General features: G+C 59.5%; 15 protein-coding genes. 12 read left to right on the top strand and 3 right to left on the bottom strand.

The annotated features are described in order from the left end of the window. The first annotated feature begins 129 nt into the window (after positions 1-129). The 5 genes from C7435_RS16770 (at position 130) to C7435_RS16750 (ending at position 6471) form a co-directional block, all read left to right on the top strand. Positions 130-1935: a KAP family P-loop NTPase fold protein gene (locus C7435_RS16770; protein WP_011644251.1), complete on the top strand. Its 1806-nt coding sequence runs from the start codon at positions 130-132 to the stop codon at positions 1933-1935. A 274-nt stretch (positions 1936-2209) separates the two neighbouring features. Next, positions 2210-2701, top strand: a complete 492-nt coding sequence (locus C7435_RS16765; protein ID WP_121212574.1) for a Qat anti-phage system associated protein QatB — start codon at positions 2210-2212, stop codon at positions 2699-2701. Continuing rightward, complete coding sequence (gene qatC / locus C7435_RS16760) at positions 2694-4013, top strand: Qat anti-phage system QueC-like protein QatC (RefSeq protein WP_011644249.1); 1320 nt, start codon at positions 2694-2696, stop codon at positions 4011-4013. Before C7435_RS16765 ends, qatC begins: the two co-directional genes overlap by 8 nt. Continuing rightward, positions 4010-4771 carry a Qat anti-phage system TatD family nuclease QatD gene (gene qatD, locus C7435_RS16755; protein WP_011644248.1) on the top strand — a complete coding sequence of 254 codons (762 nt, stop codon included), beginning with the start codon at positions 4010-4012 and terminating at the stop codon, positions 4769-4771. Before qatC ends, qatD begins: the two co-directional genes overlap by 4 nt. Positions 4772-5055: 284 nt before the next feature. After that, complete coding sequence (locus C7435_RS16750) at positions 5056-6471, top strand: site-specific integrase (RefSeq protein ID WP_147422746.1); 1416 nt, start codon at positions 5056-5058, stop codon at positions 6469-6471. Here the strand turns inward: C7435_RS16750 and C7435_RS16745 are convergent. Then, a complete protein-coding gene (locus C7435_RS16745; RefSeq protein ID WP_147422745.1) occupies positions 6458-7204 on the bottom strand; it encodes a DUF2971 domain-containing protein in 747 nt (248 codons plus the stop codon). The genes C7435_RS16750 and C7435_RS16745 overlap by 14 nt on opposite strands. Positions 7205-7292: 88 nt before the next feature. Between C7435_RS16745 and C7435_RS16740 the strand changes: the two genes are divergently transcribed. Genes C7435_RS16740 through C7435_RS16725 form a run of 4 tightly spaced genes read left to right on the top strand, consistent with a single transcriptional unit; the run spans position 7293 to position 14212 of the window. Next, a complete protein-coding gene (locus C7435_RS16740; RefSeq protein WP_121212571.1) occupies positions 7293-8849 on the top strand; it encodes a type I restriction-modification system subunit M in 1557 nt (518 codons plus the stop codon). Then, on the top strand, positions 8837-10012 hold the full coding sequence (locus C7435_RS16735) for a restriction endonuclease subunit S (RefSeq protein ID WP_121212570.1): 1176 nt from the start codon (positions 8837-8839) through the stop codon (positions 10010-10012). Before C7435_RS16740 ends, C7435_RS16735 begins: the two co-directional genes overlap by 13 nt. Continuing rightward, on the top strand, positions 10005-11000 hold the full coding sequence (locus C7435_RS16730; RefSeq protein ID WP_121212569.1) for a DUF4268 domain-containing protein: 996 nt from the start codon (positions 10005-10007) through the stop codon (positions 10998-11000). Before C7435_RS16735 ends, C7435_RS16730 begins: the two co-directional genes overlap by 8 nt. Further along, a complete protein-coding gene (locus C7435_RS16725) occupies positions 10997-14212 on the top strand; it encodes a type I restriction endonuclease subunit R (protein WP_121212568.1) in 3216 nt (1071 codons plus the stop codon). Before C7435_RS16730 ends, C7435_RS16725 begins: the two co-directional genes overlap by 4 nt. A gap of 425 nt (positions 14213-14637) precedes the next feature. On the opposite strand, the gene C7435_RS16715 is transcribed toward C7435_RS16725, so the two are convergent. Further along, the gene (locus tag C7435_RS16715; RefSeq protein ID WP_121212566.1) at positions 14638-15519 is read right to left on the bottom strand and encodes a hypothetical protein; all 882 of its coding nucleotides are present in this window, start codon (positions 15517-15519) and stop codon (positions 14638-14640) included. Between the two features lie 206 nt (positions 15520-15725). Here C7435_RS16715 and C7435_RS16710 point away from each other — a divergent pair, with 206 nt between their 5' ends. Then, positions 15726-16370, top strand: a complete 645-nt coding sequence (locus C7435_RS16710) for a hypothetical protein (RefSeq protein WP_121212565.1) — start codon at positions 15726-15728, stop codon at positions 16368-16370. A gap of 294 nt (positions 16371-16664) precedes the next feature. After that, positions 16665-16958 (top strand): hypothetical protein, encoded by a 294-nt coding sequence (locus C7435_RS17060; protein ID WP_147422744.1) that lies wholly within the window; start codon positions 16665-16667, stop codon positions 16956-16958. Here the strand turns inward: C7435_RS17060 and C7435_RS16700 are convergent. Beyond that, on the bottom strand, positions 16955-17509 hold the full coding sequence (locus C7435_RS16700; protein WP_121212563.1) for a recombinase family protein: 555 nt from the start codon (positions 17507-17509) through the stop codon (positions 16955-16957). The two genes, C7435_RS17060 and C7435_RS16700, sit on opposite strands and share 4 nt — an antisense overlap. A 163-nt stretch (positions 17510-17672) precedes the next feature. Between C7435_RS16700 and C7435_RS16695 the strand changes: the two genes are divergently transcribed. Further along, positions 17673-18248 carry a hypothetical protein gene (locus C7435_RS16695; protein ID WP_121212562.1) on the top strand — a complete coding sequence of 192 codons (576 nt, stop codon included), beginning with the start codon at positions 17673-17675 and terminating at the stop codon, positions 18246-18248. Positions 18249-18334 lie beyond the last annotated feature (86 nt).

Genomic DNA, 18334 nt, shown 5'->3' with positions numbered 1-18334 from the left:
TTCTCACCAAGGGAATAGTGACGGAAGTCACGCGCGTATTAGCCGATCAATAGTAAGTTTAATCGCTAACCGCCCGAAGTCGCGCAAAATTTGGTTTGATATTTCGGCAACCTGTGATGGAATTTGCGCATGTGGTCAGATAACGAGTCAGAAAACGATTACCTAAATTACTCTGAGACAGCAGAGTTGGTGGTCAATATACTGGAGAAAGAGGAGCTTCGCCCTCTCTCCGTAGGTGTTTTCGGAGGTTGGGGGGTTGGCAAATCCTCGATGGTTCAACTCATCGAGGCGAGGCTCAAAGACGACGAAAATGTCATACTAATAAGCTTCGATGCTTGGCTCTTCCAAAGTTACGATGACGCAAGAGCGGCGCTGCTGGATACAATTGGCGGCGCACTTCGCGATGCCGTAAAAGACGACGAAACACTTCTCGAAAAAGTTAGCGACCTACTAGGCCGAGTGAACAAGCTTCGCGCCCTTGGTCTGATAGCCGAACTAGGCGCCGCCGCGGTCGGTTTGCCAGCGTTTGGGACAATTAATGCCGGGATTGGTGCTGCTGCGAAAGCAATGACATCCGGAGGCGATCAATCCGACCTCACGGCCATTCACGATGCGGCGGGTGATGTTGCTAATCGCGGAGCGGGTCTGTTCCAACCGGCTGAGACCTATTCGCCTCCCGAAGAAGTACGCGCGTTCCGACAGGAGTTCGAGGAACTTCTTGGTCAAATGGGCAAAACGCTCGTTGTGGTGGTGGACAATCTTGATCGATGCTTGCCGCGAGATGCCATCCATACGCTCGAAGCGATCCGGCTCTTCCTGTTTGTGCCTCAAACTGCATTCGTCATCGCAGTCGACGAAGAAATGATCCGGCATGCCGTTAGTGAGCACTACGGAGCTCAGCAAACACGCTTGGTAAGCGATTATTTGGACAAGTTTGTACAAATTCCAGTCCGAGTTCCAAAGGCCGGTTTCCCGGAAATGCGGTCTTATCTCTTCATGCTCCTTGTAGCATCGCCTTTTGATGGCGACGGCGTTCTGGCAAAGAGTCAATTCGAAGCAATCAACAAGCACTTCATCGACCATCTGCGAAAGAGCTGGCAGTCGATAGAACTAAAACCAACTGACCTTCTTGATGTCGCGCAGGTGGCCGAAGCGCTCAGTGAAGCCCAACGTGCAAACATCAAAAATAGCTTCAGACTGGCTGAAAGTCTGGCGCCCCAATTGGCAGAAGCTCAGCGTGTCTCGGGCAACCCCCGCATCGTAAAACGGATGCTCAACGCGGTGCGTCTTCGTTCTCAAATCGCCCGAACTCGTGGGATGCCACTGAGCGAAGCAATAATCGCCAAATTGGTTTTGTTCGAACGGTGCGCGAGCTCGAAAGCTACGGCAGCACTACTCAACTTTATCGCAGCTTCGAACGGTGGCCGCGTCGATGAAATTGGGACTATCGAAGCCGCCTTGAAGAAGAATGAAACACCGAAGCTTCCTACCGAATGGAGCGACGATGCAAAGTTCATTTTCGAATGGGCTGCATTGGAACCCAGTCTCGCTGAGGTCGACCTTCGGCCCGCAGCCTACCTGGCACGTGATCTCGCGCCTACCAAACTGACGACGACAGATCTTTCCCCTACGGCAGAGGGAGCTCTCCGCGTGCTGCTAAAGGCAACGAAGCAAACCTCACCAGCGGTGAGAGCCGCTCTTAGCGAAATTCCAGCGGATGAACGGGGCGCAGTCCTCGATCAAATTATCGGCCATTTGAGCCAAGTCTCGGATTGGTCTTCGGCGCCACCAGGATATGTCGGCGCGCACCTACTGGCCGATCAGTCTGAAAATTGCGGTGAAGCGCTTTCCGATTTCATCAAGCAGCACATACCAAAGCCAGCGAGATGGCTCACACTTCGGCTGAAAAACGCGAATTGGTGGGAGACAAAATAAGATGGGTACTTCTACCGATAGCAGAGGCGCTCGCCCTAGCTCGAAGCTCGTTCCCGATCATGCTGATGCAACGCCGCAAGCCAAACAACCCGAACCTGAACCGTCTCGCTTCCGACAGTTCCGAACATCCATGCGAAAGTACGCTGCCTCCGGAGATTCCGAGCACCGTAGTCGCGCGCTCGGTGGATACGCTCGATCAGCTGCCGGAGGTGCGGCGACGGGGGCACGCAAGTTTGGCGCAGTCGCGAGATCTGGCGCCGCTGCGGTCGCTGGCTTGTCCAACCTCGCAGAAGGTGGAACCGCAACGGAGGAAACGGGTTCCGATCTATCGGGGGCTATTGGTGCTGATGTGGATGTTGCCGCGCAACTCATCGCGGAGGCGATCGCCCCACACTCCGAGAGTCGCGACTATGTGCGTAACGCGATTATCGAGGCTGTCTGTACAGCACTTGAAGGCGAAGACACGTTTGAGACCAGCCATATTACAGAGGAAATGCTTAGTGATGTCCTGCACCTTTACCTAGCGGAAGCTGTGTTTCAGGAGGTTTGGATACAAGCCGGTGATGCCACTGACGGTGCTGAAACATCAGAGCATCTCCAAACTAGAGAAAACGATATGCGCGAGGTTGTGAAAGCGGCCATTGACGACGCACTTGATAGCGCAATCACCGGTCAAATTTCGCAGATGACCCAGAAGGGTATCGAGAAGGTTCAGCTTCAAGCGGTCAAAGTGACCCTCGAACACTGGGAGGAAGCCGATGACTAGAGTCTTCGCCCATCCGGACCAGGCCGCCTTCTCATCTGCGAAATATGAGATCCCCGTACTGTTATTCGGCCGTGTCCAGGTTGGCGGGCCGCCCAACGCTGTGGGGAACCAAGTACGGCGCCAGTTGGCTCGGTTAGATTTACCGATCGAACAATCTGCGTACGATTTCTTGGCTATAGCGCTTGCCGTCGCTGCGGCAGACCGCTTCGCACTCAGATCCGCCGCGGACGATGGATTTGGACGAAATATTGAAGTAACTGTCGGTCTGGCAGATCCGGCCCGATGGACCCCGGTCGCGAAAAAGCTCGAACGGGCACTCGGGTTTCTAAGTGGCGACCAATGGCATTTCAACTTCGTCGCTGGAGGGGACACAGTTCCCAGCCACAAAGAAAGATCTCGCCTAAAAAACAAAGTCGATCTGGAGGGCGCTGACGAGGTTTGTCTTTTTTCTGGTGGCATGGACAGCCTGATCGGGGCGATAGACAGGATCGCTGACGGACACCGGCCGTTACTTGTCAGCCGGTCTACTCGCGGCGATGGCGGGTATCAGACGTACCTCCACGGAATGCTCCCAGAGGTTCCAAGTCTTCGCATCAACGATGACATCCGAGGGGAACTGCAAGGAGAGCCCTCGACACGAACAAGAAGTATCGTGTTTCTAGCCCTAGCAGCCTGTGCTGCGTCGGCGATATCAAGGCTGCATAATGATAGTATCGTCCCTCTCATTATCCCAGAGAACGGCTTTATTTCTCTAAATCCACCTCTAACTGTGCGCCGAATTGGCGCGCTTAGTACGCGGACGGTGCATCCGCATTTCATTTCTTCGTTGCAAGCGATTTTTGATGAGGTCGGAATACCCGCGGCAATCGAAAACCCTTACTTTTTCAAAACGAAAGGTGAGGCTTTGCGTGAGTGCCGCGATCAACCTCTTGTGACGAAACTGATATCCAAGACGACATCCTGCGGTAAGTGGAAGCGTTACTGGCAACAATGCGGGCGATGCGTGCCGTGTCTTATTCGTAGGTCGGCGTTCCATGCCGCGGGCATTGCCGACGAAACTGCTACGAGCAAGCACGTGGGTTATAGGTTCGATGATTTGAACGACGCACTGAGAACGGATCGAGACCGAGCTGACATCAGGGCTGTTTCCGCTGCAATTCGCCGCGTAAATGGTGGCGATTTCGGCAAATGGGTGATACGTGGCGGCCCTCTACCGTTGGACCCAACGGCGCGTAACGAGCACAAGGACGTGGCTCGGCGTGGCGTGTTCGAGATCGATCAATTTTTGAAAGACCTGGGCATCGATGCATGATCGACTTTCACTGTCATATAGATCTGTACGACAGTCCTGCACTGGCTCTTGATCGCGCGCTCACCAGCAACACCTTCGTTTTATCGGTGACGACCACCCCGAAAGCATTCTTGGGGACGCAAAAACTCGCGGCGGGAAACAAGAGCGTGCAAACCGCTTTGGGTTTTCACCCGCAGCTAGCTCATGAAAGAGCTGATGAGTTGGCGCTCATTGATTATCTCATGCCGCAAGCTCGATTTGTTGGTGAAATCGGCCTCGATGGTTCGGTCGACTTCAAGGAGTATTTGGAACTCCAGAAAATGGTGTTTCGTCGCATGTTGACTGCAGCGGCGCAGTTCGGCGGGAGAGTGATGTCGATCCATTCGCGGGGCGCCGCCACAGAGGTGCTCGACATGCTGGAGCAACATCCAAATGCAGGCACTCCAGTTTTGCACTGGTTCAGCGGGACTAAGGCAGAGTTGTCGAGAGCGGTTTCGCTTGGGGCTTGGTTCTCTGTGGGGCCGGCGATGTTGAAGTCTGCGAAGGGCCGGGAGCTGGCTCGACTAATGCCCAAGGGCAGGGTTTTGACTGAAACGGATGGTCCGTTCGCGACTTTGAAAGGCCGCGTGTTGTACCCCAACGACGTTCGGCTCGCGATAGACGCGTTGTCGGACATATGGGGAGAGGGCGACGGCCCTGTCGGCGCTCAAATAACCTCAAACTTCCATAAGCTTAACAGCATAGCGGACGCGATTTTCGTCCAGACCGAATTCGCTTAGCTAGTCCACACCAATTCGCAAGAACTAGACGCGAAGTGTGTATGCAAAATTACACATAAACTTACACATAAGAAATTTCATGTAGAATAAAACCACTAATATCAATGACTTGACATGTAATTATTGTAAACAAAATACATTCAAAATCCGTTTTCTTCGGAAGTGCCCGTTCGAGTCGGGCCAGGGGCACCATAGTCCACAGAGATGTGGCCATATTTTTCAGCATCTTACGACGCTTTGGACTTGTATCTGGTACACCCGTTGGTACACGGGAGTGCGAAGTCGTGTGGGTTGAAGTGATGTTCTTGTTCAAGCGTAATGGGCAGCTCTACTTTCGGCGAAGGGTGCGGGACGAACTCCGGTCAATTATCGGTCAGCGTGAGTGGAAGGTTTCGCTGCGGCTGCGCGTTGGCAGCGAGGTCGATGCGATCCCTGAGATCAACCGTTTGACGCGTGAGACCGACCGGATGATCCGGGATGCCGAGCGTGAGCTCGCGTCTGGGCTCTCGGCTGTGGAAGCATCCGAGGCCGCGTTTGAGTGGGCCAAGCGCAATGAGTTTCTCAAGGACGGCCTTGGTCGCCGGTCGGAGCCGGGGGAGTGGTCTCTCTTCGACAGGGAGCTGGAGGCGCTCATCAACCGGGTCCTCAAGCGCGCGAAACGCAATCACGAGGAAGACCTCACGCGGTCCGACTATACTCAGGACGAGTGGATGCGTCTGGAGACGCTGCGGACCGGCGACCTCGTTGAGGTGCCTTGCACCGTCGACATGGCGGCTGAGAATTACCGCAAGCACCACAAGAACGGTGAGATGAAACAAGCCGAACGGGTCGCGGTGCAGCAGTGGGTCGAGTTTGCTGGCGACACTCCGCTTGGGGCGATCAGGCGCAAGGACGTCCGGCGATGGATCACACATCTCGCCAATGTGCGAGGCCAGAGTTATGTAACCATCCGGCGTAGGCTGTCGTCGCTGACCGCAATCGTGAACCGGGCGATTGAGGACCTTGAGCTGACACATAACAACCCCTTCGCGGATCAGAAGTTGCCGGATACGACGAGTGGCGGCGTGACCGACCGAGTGCCGTTCCACACGTCACATCTCGAACTGATTGAACGGCACATCCGCAAGAGTGCGATCAAGATGGAGACCGCTGTCCTGCTCCGCCTGCTTAGGGGCACCACGGCCGCGCCCGGCGAGATTTCGGGCTTGGAGTGGATCGATGTGGATCTGGACAGTGATGCGCCCCACATCAAGATACGGCCAAACAGTCTTCGTCGCTTGAAGACCAAGAGCCGACCTCGGGACTTCCCACTTGTTGGCGACGCCTTGGCCGCGCTCAGGAGTTGGCGAGGTGACGACAAGGCGCAGTCCGGACCAGTGTTCTCGGAGCGGGCACGCAGCGTGAATGCCCTGTCCCAGAGGTTGAACCAGGTGATCCGGGCGGCGGGCGTCCCGAAGTCGAAGCGGCTCGTCACATACTCCTTCCGTCACACCTTCGAACAGGCCATGCGGGAGGCGGGGGTCGGTGAAGACTTGCAGCGTTACTTGATGGGGCATGGAGAGAGGTCGATGACGGATCGCTATGGCGCGTCAAAGCCCCCCATGGAGCGGCTACAGGCGGCCGTAAAGAAGGCGTTGCCGTATCTGGGGAAGGTTGATCCGGGGAATTATCAGGAAGGGGAGCTCGTCAGGGGCCGATAATGAACTTGAAGCCCTTCGGCCGACTGTAGAGCTGCGAGTGAAGGATAGGTCCCCTGAATTCTGTTCGGCTCTGTATCTCTTCCTTCATTTCTGCGGCCGCTGCATCCTCAAGCTGAGGGTGCAGCATGACTTGATCGATCATCGCATCGGGATCGATATCATATCGCAACAGATCGGCATTCTTTTCAGTTCCATAGGTTGCCGCGTATATAAGCCTGACTTCGCCCTCATGCTTGAACGCTTTGCGTTTCACGAGCAGGGTGTCCGCTATCAGCTTGCCGTCTGTCTCCAAAGCCAGCCCACCGGCGAAGTGGGTGGCCGCGAACTGCACCAACTGCTTTTCGGTTAGGTAGCGCACCTTGCCAATGAAGCACTGAATTCGAGCCAGATTTGGGTCCTTCCCTTTCGAAAGCCCCCCAAGCACCTTGCCGACTGTCGACCGTATCCGGACGCCTTTCTTATCAGACGAATATATCCTCCAAATCGCATCCGAAATGCTCTGCGTTGTCCAGCACTGACCATAGTAGTCTTGGTGAAAACCAAATTCACCGATCTTCCCGTCAATTTCGACAGGGGACGTAAGCGCCAAGTTCTCAAACGGGTCATCCCAGAGTTTGGGTCTGACCAGAACGTTCTCTCGATTGTCGAATAGCTCGTACAGGCGCGAAAGTGGTAGAGTTCGGTACAGCCGCGTTCCGGGCTTCAGCCCCGGTGTCAGAATGGTCCCCGTCAACTTCTTCTCCTCCGCTTCCCGCGCTTGTCGTGGGCGATGCTCACACGTTAACGTAATCAGAGACATATAGAGGGGAAAGATCAACCACATGGTCGACAGTGAAGTAGCCAGCCGTCTCTGGGCGGCCGCCAATCAGCTTTGGGCGAATACGGGGTTGCGGCCGTCGCAGTTTTCTTCGCCTGTGCTCGGGCTGATCTTCTTGCGGTATGCCGACACGATCTACACGGCGGCCGAGGCCGAGCTGGGGCCTGTGGGGAGCGGGCGCGGGGCGGCGACCAAGGTGGACTATCAGGCGCAGGGGGTGATCTTCCTGCCGCCCGAGGCCCGTTATGGCCATCTGGTGGCGCTGCCGGAAGGGGCCGATCTGGGGCAGGCGCTGAACGATGCGATGAAGGCCATCGAGGCCGAGAATGAGGACCTTGCGGGGGCCTTGCCGCGCTCCTTCACCGAGATACCCAACCAGACGCTGGTCGAGCTGCTGCGCATCCTCGCGCCGGTCCAGCTCTCCGGCGATGCCTTCGGGCAGGTCTACGAGTTCTTCCTTGGCAAGCTGGCCATGGCGGAAGGGCAGAAGGGCGGGGTGTTCTACACGCCGGAGAGCCTTGTCGACCTGATCGTGGAGATCGTCGAGCCCTTCCATGGCCGCATCTTCGACCCGGCCTGCGGGTCCGGCGGCATGTTCGTGCACTCGGCCCAGTTCGTCGAGCGGGCGGGCAAGGCGGCGTCCAGCGAGATCAGCGTGTTCGGGGTCGAGAAAGACCCGGTCACGGTCAACTTCAACAAGATGAACCTTGCCGTCCACGGCCTTTCCGGTGATGTGCGGGTCGCGAACAGCTTCTATGACCGGCACCAGGAACTCTTCCCGCGTGTGGCCGAGGCCGGGGGCTTTGACTTTGTCATGGCCAACCCGCCCTTCAACGTGAAGGAGGTTGATCTGGCCCGGCTGGAGAAGGATGCCCGCTTCCCCTTCGGCCTGCCCTCGACCAATAATGCCAACTATATCTGGATCAGCCTCTTCCACTCGGCCCTTAACGAGACCGGCCGGGCGGGCTTCGTCATGGCCAACTCGGCAGGCGACGCCCGGGGCAGCGAGATGGAGATCAGGAAGAAGCTGATCGAGAGCGGCGATGTCGATGTCATCGTCTCGGTCGGGCCGAACATGTTCCTGACGGTGACGCTGCCCTGTACGCTGTGGTTCTTCGACCGGGCCAAGTCGAAAGGCCCCCGGGCCGATCAGGTCCTCTTCATCGATGCCCGCCACACCTTCCGCCAGATCGACCGGGCGCACCGCGAGTTCACGCCGCAGCAGGTTGAATTCCTCTCCAACATTGTTCGCCAATGGCGCGGCGAAGACCTGATGCTGTTCCGCAAGAGCGATGCGATGCTGGCCGAGCAGGGGCTGTTGGAGGGCTATGCCGACGTGCCGGGCCTGTGCAAGGCCGCCAGCTGGGCCGAGATCGAGGCGCAGGGCTGGTCACTCAACCCGGGGCGCTATGTCGGCGCGGCCGAGGGTGAGGATGACGAGGTTGAGTTCGCGGTTCGGATGGCCGAGCTCTTCACCGAGTTCGGTGAGCTTAATGTTTCTGCGGTGGCTCTAGCGGCCGAGATCGAAAACAACCTAGAGACAGTCGGGTGTCAGAAGTGACGGTCGCGAACTGGACGCCAACGCCCATTGGTGAGGTGATAGCTGGCCTCTACGACGGCCCGCACGCGACCCCTAAGCCGTGCGATGCTGGCCCAATTTTCCTTGGCATCAAGAATGTGTCCGAAGATGGCTTTCTTGATCTCAACAATGTGCGCCACATCAGTGAAGATGAGTTTCCTAGATGGACAAAGCGCGTGCTACCGAGGGCGGGTGACATCGTGTTCACATACGAGGCGACCCTAAATCGTTATGCGGTAATCCCAGAGGGCTTCCGTGGTTGCCTTGGCCGCCGGATGGCACTGATACGCCCTGATGAAACTAAGGCCCATGGCAAATACCTCTACTACGCCTTCTTTGGTCCCCGTTGGCGGGCAACTATTGGCGCGAACATTCTCAGTGGCTCGACGGTAGATCGCATTCCGCTGACGAACTTCCCCAGCTTCGAAATCGACCTCCCCCCACTCCCCATCCAGAAGCGCATCGCGGCGATCCTGTCGGCCTATGACGATCTCATCGAGGTCAACACGCGCCGGATCGCGATCCTCGAAGAGATGACCCGGCGGACCTATGAGGAGTGGTTCGTGCGCTACCGCTTCCCGGGTGGGGATGGGACGCGGCCTTATGGGTGGTCGCATGGCAAGCTTGGGGACGTCCTTTCGCTGAGGTACGGCAAGGCGCTCAAGGCGACCGACAGAAATGGCGGTCCTGTTCCCGTTTATGGCTCAAGCGGCGTTGTCGGATCGCATGATACTGCGCTAGTGACAGGTCCAGGGTTGGTTGTTGGCAGGAAAGGGAACGTCGGATCAGTGTTCCTGTCGACGACAGACTTCTACCCGATTGATACGGCGTACTTCGTTGAGACAGAAAAGCCGCTTCTGTATGTGCATCAACTTCTTCGGACTTACTCTTTCGAGAGCAACGACGCGGCTGTTCCCGGCCTAAATCGAGAGTACGCGCTGACACGTGATGCAGTAGTCGCGCCTGACGCGATCATGGGGGCCTATTCTGCGGCGGTAGCGCCGTTGTACGAGCTTGCTCAGACCCTCAACCTCCAAAACACCAACCTCCGCGCCCAGCGTGACCTCCTCCTGCCGCGCCTTGTCTCCGGCAAGCTGGACGTCTCCGAGATCGATCTCCCGCAGAAGGACCTCGCCCATGCCTGATCTCCCCTTGAGCCAGATCGAGCGCGTGGACGTGCGCAAGGCGTGGCCGCATGAAGCGCTCGATTTCACCCGATGGCTGGCCGAGGACGAGAACTTTCAGGCGCTGGCCGATGCCCTGCATTTCTTCGAGGCCGGGGTGGAAGCGACCGAGGCGGCTGTCGGTGACTTCTCGGCCGACATCATCGCGCGGGATCGCGAAGGGCTGATCCTGATCGAGAACCAACTGGCCCAGACCGACCATACCCATCTGGGGCAGATCCTCACCTATCTTGCCGGACTGGATGAGCCTGCCCGTGTCGTGTGGATTTCCACCAAGGTGCGCGAGGAGCACCGCGCCGCGATTGACTGGCTCAACGCGCATACGCCGTCGGACTTTGCCTTCTTCGCGGTCGAGCTGGAGCTGTTCCGGATCAGCGGAGGCCCGGCCGCGCCGCACTATCATGTCGTCGCCCAGCCGAACGAATGGACCCGCCATGTGTCGGCCCGCAGCAAGCAGATATCCAGCACGGCTCTGACGGACACGCAGGAGACCTACAAGGCGCTGTGGGGTGTCCTCAACGACCAGTTGATGGAGCATTGGACCGGCTTTCGCCGTCGTCAACCCTTACCGCAGACATGGATGTCCTACCCCATTGGTCGGGCAGGTTTCCAGCTGACGGCAATCGCCAGCGTTCGCGACCGGTCGGCCGCCGTGGAGCTCTATTGCCACCGTGACCCGTCCAAGACGGGGTTCGACCAATTGCTCGAAGGCAAGGCCGCTTTCGAGGATGCCTTTGGCCAGCCCTTGCGCTGGGATCGCATGGAAGAGCGCGCGGCTTGGCGTGTTCGCATTGACCGGGAAGTGGACATCACCGACCAGTCGGCATGGCCTGACTTGGCAAAATGGTACCGCCAGCATCTGGAGGCATTCGACCGGACCTTCCGGGCGGCGGTCGCCGACATTGATCTGGGCGCTGGCCTGCCGGATGACACGAGCGACGACGCATGACCCCGGGCGACGATGACATCCACTATCCGGAAGCCTCAGCCAGGCTCGGCCATGGCGGGTTCGCGGAGGATGATCTCGTCAAGAAAGCGACCATGGACCTGCTCGCCGCTGCGGGCTGGGAGGATCAGGACGATCTGATGCATGAATGGGCGGGCGAGACGTCCTCGCAAGGCCGCCGCTCGATGCGGGATGTGGTGCTGGTGGACCGCTTGCGGCCTGCCTTGATCCAGCTCAACCCCGATCTGCCCGAGACCGGCATCGAGAAGGCCATCGAGGCCCTCACCGAAGACCGGCGCGCCATGCCGCCCGTGGATGCGGCGCAGGCCTTCCATGCGCTCTTGAAGAACGGGGTGAAGGTGGAGGTCCCGGCGACGGGCGGCGGCTTTGAGACCCGCACGGTGCGGGTCATTGACTGGTCGGAACCCCGGGCGAACCACTTCTTCGCCGCGACCGAGTTCTGGGTGAAGGGCGAACTCTACAACCGGCGCGCTGACGTGATCGGCTTCGTCAACGGGCTGCCCCTCTTGTTCATGGAGCTGAAGGCCCCGCACGAGAGCCTGAAGAAGGCCTTCGACGACAATCTGACGGCCTATCGCACCGACATCCCCCAGCTGCTCACGCCGAACGCCATCGCGGTCCTGACCAATGGCACCCATGCCAAGCTGGGCTCGGCCTTTGCCTCATGGTCCCACTTCTACGAATGGAAGAAGGTGGACAGTGAGGAGGAGGCACCCAAGGTCAGTCTTGAGCGATTGATCCGGGGCGTGGCGACGCCGGAGCGCCTGCTGGACCTGATCGAGAACTTCACCGTCTTCGAGACCGACCGGGGCGGTCTGGTCAAGAAAGTGGCCAAGAACCACCAGTATCTCGGCGTCAACAACGCGGTCGAGGCCGTGGCCGGGCTGGACGAAGCCAATCGGCAGCTGGGCGTCTTCTGGCATACTCAAGGCTCGGGCAAGTCGCTCTCCATGGCCTTCTTCGCGGGCAAGGTGCTGCGCAAGATGCCGGGCAGCTGGACCTTCGTGATCGTCACCGACCGGACCGAGCTGGACGAGCAGATTTACAAGACCTTCGCGGCCTGTGGTCTCGTCACCGAGAGCGAAGCGCATGCGGGCAGCGTGGCCGAGCTGCGCCAGCTCCTGCGGGAGGATCATCGCTTCGTCTTCACCCTGATCCACAAATTCCAGACCAAGGCCGGCGAGCTCCACCCGGTGCTCTCCGAGCGCGACGACATCATCGTCATCACCGACGAGGCCCATCGCAGCCAGTACGACACGCTGGCGCTGAACATGCGCCGCGCGCTGCCCAATGCCGCCTTCCTCGGCTTCACCGGCACGCCGCTGATGGCGGGCGAGGAGCTGACCAAGGGCGTCTTTGGCGACTACGTCTCGATCTACAACTTCACCCAGTCCATCGAGGACGGCGCGACGGTTCCGCTCTACTATGAGAACCGCATCCCCGAGCTTCAACTCGACCAGTCGGCTTTCAATGACGAGGTGCAGGGTATCCTTGAGGCGGCCGAGCTGGATGAGGATCAGGAGAAGGAGCTCGAACGCAAGCTGGGTCGGGACTACCACCTGATCACCCGGCCGGACCGGCTCAGAACGATTGCCGCCGATCTCGTCGAACACTTCCTCGGCCGCTCCAAGCGCGACAAGGCGATGATGGTCTGCATCGACAAGGCCACCGCCGTGCGGATGTACGACTATGTGCAGGCGGCTTGGACGGAGCGGTCCGCTGCTGTCTCCGAGCGTCTTGCTGCGGCCCGTGCAGGCGGGCTCCCCGAAGAGGTCGAGGCTCTCGAGGGCGAGCTTGAGGTGCTGGAAGGCACCGACATGGCCGTGGTCGTCTCCTCGGCCCAGAACGAGGCCGCCGAACTGGCCAAGAAGGGGCTCGACATCGTGCCGCACCGGCTGCGGATGCGAGACGAGAAGCTGGACGAGAAGTTCAAGGACCCGGGCGATCCGTTGCGCCTCGTCTTCGTCTGCGCGATGTGGATCACCGGCTTTGATGCGCCCTCGATCTCGACGGTCTATCTCGACAAGCCGATGCGCAACCACACCCTGATGCAGACCATCGCGCGGGCGAACCGGACGCTGAACGACAAGCAGGCGGGTTTCATCGTCGATTATGTCGGCGTGTTCCGGAACCTGCAGCAGGCCTTGGCGATCTATGGCCAGCCAACCGGTGGCTGCGACAGCCCGATTGTCGACAAGGCAGAACTGCTCGCCCATCTGGCCGTCCTGCTCGACGAGATACGGGAGTATTGCCGTGAGCACGGTGCCGACCTCGATGGTGTGCTCGCTTCGGCGCCGGGTTCGCCCCAGCGTCTGGAAGCCTTCGGCGCGGCCTATGATGCTGTTGTCTCTCCCGAGGATGTCCGTGGCGGCTTCATGCGGGCGGCACTGGATGTCATCCGGGTCTACAAGGCGATCCTGCCCGACGAGCGGGCCGCGCCTTTCGCGCCCATGGGATCGCTCCTGTCGGCGCTGGTCAAACGTCTGCGGGCGGAGGCAACGCGACCGGATGTCGATGCCGTGATGGGCCAGATCGAGGCCTTGCTCGACGAGACGATTTCGGCCGAGGATTACCGCCTCAAGGCTCAGGGCGAGCAACCGCTGCTAGACCTGTCTCAGGTCGACTTCGACGCTCTGCGCGAGACGTTCGAGGGCGGCCGCAAGCGCAGTGAAGCCGAGCGCCTTCGGGCGCTGCTGGAGCGCAAGGTCCAGGCCATGGCCAAGCTCAACAAGTCCCGGCTCGATCTCGTCAAGAAACTGGAGGCCATGATCGAACGGTACAACTCCGGCTCCCAGAACATCGAGAGCTGGTTCGAAGACCTCGTGAAGTTTGCCAAGGAGCTGACCGACGAAGAGAGCCGGTCGATGCGGGAAGGGCTGACCGAGGAAGAGCTGGCCATCTTCGACATCCTTACCCAGCCCGAGCCGGTGCTGACGGACAAGGAACGCGATCAGGTCAAGGCCGTGGCCAAGGACCTCCTCGCCAAGCTGAAGTCGGACAAGCTGGTGCTCGACTGGTGGAAGCGCCAGCAGACCCGGTCCGCCGTGCGGTCCCTGATCAACCGCACGCTGGGGAAAGCGCTCCCCGAGGCCCCGTTCACGGACGAGATCTACAGCGCCAAGTGCGAGCTGGCCTACACGCACGTGTACGAGGCGTATGGCGGGGCCGGGCGTGAGGTTTATGCGGATGGGTAGGTCCATTAATACGGAAGGTGGATGGCTGAAGGGCTATCTGATTGTGGTAGGCGCTGGTGTCTTCGTTGTGGCTGCGGTGTCGGCCGCTGTCTTTGTTGGCGGCGGTGAAGGCGGTCCAATGGCAGCGCTGATCAGCGGTGTAGCCGCCCTTTACGTTGGTCATCGAGGGCAGAACCGCGCAAAAAACTGGCTACGGGGGAAAACTTCCCGATGGGCAAGGGCGTCGGCGGGGCTACTCTTGGCGCTGCCAACAGTCGCGTTCCTGTTATGCTTTGCCTTGCGCGGTTTCGTGCTGGAGCTCTCCGCGCCAGCGGTCATCGCTACGGTATCTTGTGTCGCGGCGCTGCTAGAAGTGCTCGGCTTAATCAGGTCCGGCGGTGGTCGGTAGGGCCATTATGGCCCTCTAAGGAATGACCCTCCGGAGGCTAGAAGTCGTACCCGTTGTCCCGCTCGTCTGTCCAAGCATCCAGCTTGCTGTTCCGGTCCTCTTCCCAGTCCGGGCTTTCCATCAGCATTGACGGCAACCCGTTGTGGAGCATCCGGATCGCCATGGCGAAGGCGTCCGGGTTCTTCTCCAGCTTGTCGCTGAAGTTCCTCCGCAATCGGGCGTGGAAGTCGTGGGCCCGCTTGGTCACCCAGTCTTCATCAATCTCGACGCTTTCTTCAGGGCCGCCGAAGGATGCTTGAAGGACCTGCTGCCAAGGGTACGTCGACAGGCTTTGCTTCGTGAACTTGTCGGGAAATCTGGCGAGCAACTCGCGCAGGCGGCTCCGCATCTTCTTGACCTGAGACTGGCTCAAGTCGGCCTTGGCCATAACCTCTCTGACCTTAAGGTCAGTCAGGCAGACCAGACGCCAACCGGCTGTCGACTTGTCAGTCTTCATGAGCGACAGCGTGGTCTTGACGTTCCGCTCCGTGGCCTCCGATACGGCTTGAAGCGCGGAGCCTTCGAAGGTTTCGACTGGAATGCTCCTGTCGCGCCATTGTTCCGAACTTCTGTAGGCTGCCAAACGGTGGTGCCCGTCCACGACGAACCATGATTGGCCGGACCAGTACACGAGGATGGGATCGAGGGCCTTCTCCCCGCGTCTCTCCAAGACCTTCCGGAGTTCCTCGGCGTGGTAAGGGTCAACAGTGTCATCACCCAGCGTCCGGGGTTGGAAGGCAGCCGGTAGGACATCAATGGTGGAGTGAGGGAGATGGCCGTCTACAACCGTCGGAGCGGGAGAGCCGCCAGCTTGCTTGTGCCGGTCCAGAAGCTCCAAAGCGGACGTTATGTCGATGGGTTGGCTGTCGTCGTCTAGCATATTGGAAGCCCTCTACCTTTTGGCAGATAGATCGCCCGGTTGTTTCGCCCGTGTCGAGCCTCCGCAGTGTGTTTCCACAGGATGCTACTGCGTCGGCTGGCCTGCTGGCCCGAGCAGCGTTAGTCACGACGCGTTGGTCCGAGTGAGCACTGCCTATGCCTAGCCGAACACCGAAAGTCTCCGAGAGGGCGAAACAGCCCAACCACATGTATTCCTACTGCCGCGTTGTCGGCTGCCCACACCCGGCGCGCGCTGGCACGGCCAAGGGCCTCGACACGCGTTTCTGCCGCACGCATGCGGATCACTACTCGCGCCATGGCAGCCCGTACAAGCGGTCCTACACGGCCAAGGAGCTGGTTCCGCACAGGAAGGCCGTCCGAGGGTGGCTGAAGGCGAACCTCACGGACCGTTGGGTCGAGAACGCCCTCCAGCGCATCCGGGGCCTGTATGACCGCTCCGGGCCTCATGTGGAGGCTTACAGGCTTGCCGGGATGACACCCCAAGAGCGATCACGAGCGGCGTGGGCAAGGCTCAGGGCCGCCGGAGTGGACCCGCTGAAAGTGCTGGAGGCTTGGCTTGTTGTTGACCGGATGATCGGTGCGGACCCCCAGCCCGTCGAGACCACCGAGTTCCGCCGCGTGCAGGCAGCGAAGATCGTCCACCGGCTGGCATCAGGTTCCCACAAGCGTTGGGTGCGGGAAGTGCCGAGGATGGTCGGTGTCGCGAACATCCCAATCAAGGAGGTGACAGAGCTGCACAAGTATCCCCATAGCCGAGGTCGGGTGCTGCGGCTTCTTGGAGCCGACATCGAGGAGGCGTGTGGGCTGGTGGCTGGTCCGGCGGCACGGTAGCGGTCGTTCGACGTCGTTGAACTCGACGCCCCCCTGTGCTGCACTCGGGCGCAGCCGCTCGGGGGGATGAACGTGGGGATACTTGAATGGGCGCTGGACGCCCTTGGGAGCCGTTGGCCAGAGTTGCTGGTTGCGGCTGCGTTCGGCAGTCTCAGTTGGTACTGGACCCGTCTTCGCACCCGGTTCCGGATCGGTCGGCGTGTGGCCACCGAGCTTGTCGAGACGCAGATAGCGCTCCGACACCGGGCGGACCCTAGCACTGGGTGGAAAGAGCAGGACGCCCGCGAGGAATGGATGCTGGAACCGTACGTTCGCCGCATTGACTTCCTACAAGGGCTGACTGCCGCTGAGGGCCTGTCTATCGATGCAGTAGAAGCCGTGACGCGCTACCAGCACCGCATGCAGGACTTCATCCACGTGTGGTCGAACGCCCGTCGAAGGCGAGAAGAGTTCCAAACAGCCTACAGTGCAACCATGGCAGCCCTGTCCGATGCCTTGCTGCGGTTGAAGCGGCACGGTCGGTACAAGTCGCGCCTCACGGAGCTAGCCTTGGCTCCCAGCGCCGATGGTGAGGATACCCCAAGCTAAGCCGCTCCGGCGCGCTTGATGCGCTGCACGCTGGACCGGCTGATGCCAAGGGCCTCGCCAACCGCTGCCTCAGTAAGCCCGTCTCCAAGCAGCCGCAGGACGTCGTCGGCCTTCCGCCGGGCTGTCGGTGCACGCCCCTTGTATTTGCCCTCGGCTTTCGCCTTGGCGATCCCCTCGCGTTGCCGCTCCAGCATGATCTCCCGCTCGAACTCGGCCACTGAGCCGAGAATGCCGAGCATCAGCTTGCCGGTGGCCGAACCTGTGTCCAAGTCCATTGCGAGGATACGCAGGCTCGCCCCCTTTGACCGGATGCGCTCCACGATCTCCATGAGGTCACGGATGGATCGGGCAAGACGGTCCAGCTTGGTGACCACCAGCACGTCGTCGTCGCGGAGATAGTCGATGGCGCTGTCCAGCTCGCTCCGCTTCTTCGTGGCGGAGACCTGTTCGGAGAAGACCTTGTCAGCCCCAGCGGCCCCAAGGTCCCTGACCTGAGCCTCCAGTCCCGCCTCTTGGTCGGCGGTCGATGTCCTTGCGTATCCGATGATCATGCTTCACTCCTCAGCGTCACTAGGATTTAGGCTTTGTGACGCTTGAGGCGTCTTAAGTCAAGAGTGACTTGTGTGACGCCTTCTGCGGCGGTCGACCGGGAGCGTCACTAGGGCAAGGCTAATAGATGCTGTATCGGGTGAGAATTGTCGATTGGAGGAAGATATGGGTGATTGGCATTGGTTCCCAGCGGTCATTGGGTTCTTGGGTGGCGCCAGCGCGATAGGTGCAGCGATGGTTTGGGGGGCACGGCAAGCAGTAGCGCACTTCGCAGCCAGAAACCTTCACAAGTGGCAGAATGAGTTAGACCGTTCGCTTGAGAATGCAAAAGCTTCGCTCCGTAGAGAAGAGTATCTCTATTCCTTCCAGATGGCGGCTGCGCGGGACATGCTTAAGCTAGTCAGCGAAGTCGCTCCGAACCGTTCCCATGATGACTTTATTGATGCAATGGAGAGTTTCGCCCGGTTTGGTTTGAGCTCGCTGGAGAGGCGTCTCGAAAAATTCATGGACGAGCATCAAGCGATACTTCCGGAGCACGTTGCTAAGGAAATATGGGCGGTTGCCGAGTTGGCGAACGAAGCTTCCAGAGATACGCACTATTTGGCGGAAGATCTCAACTGCCCCTTGGCTACGAGAGATGAGGCTATCGTTATTAAGGTCTGGGAACAGTTGGGGATTGCCCAAGAAAAGGTGCGGGAACTGGTGTGGCATAAACCCGGAGACAAGCCCGGCGGCGAATAGCCGACTGTACCACAGGGGGGGCGGGGGGAGAGGCGATGAGGGTTAGGTCCTTCAATGCCGCTCAGGTTCCTGAACAAAATTCGATC

This window comes from Maricaulis maris, assembly GCF_003634045.1.
GTDB lineage: Bacteria > Pseudomonadota > Alphaproteobacteria > Caulobacterales > Maricaulaceae > Maricaulis > Maricaulis maris.
This window is presented reverse-complemented; position numbering and strand designations above follow the sequence as displayed.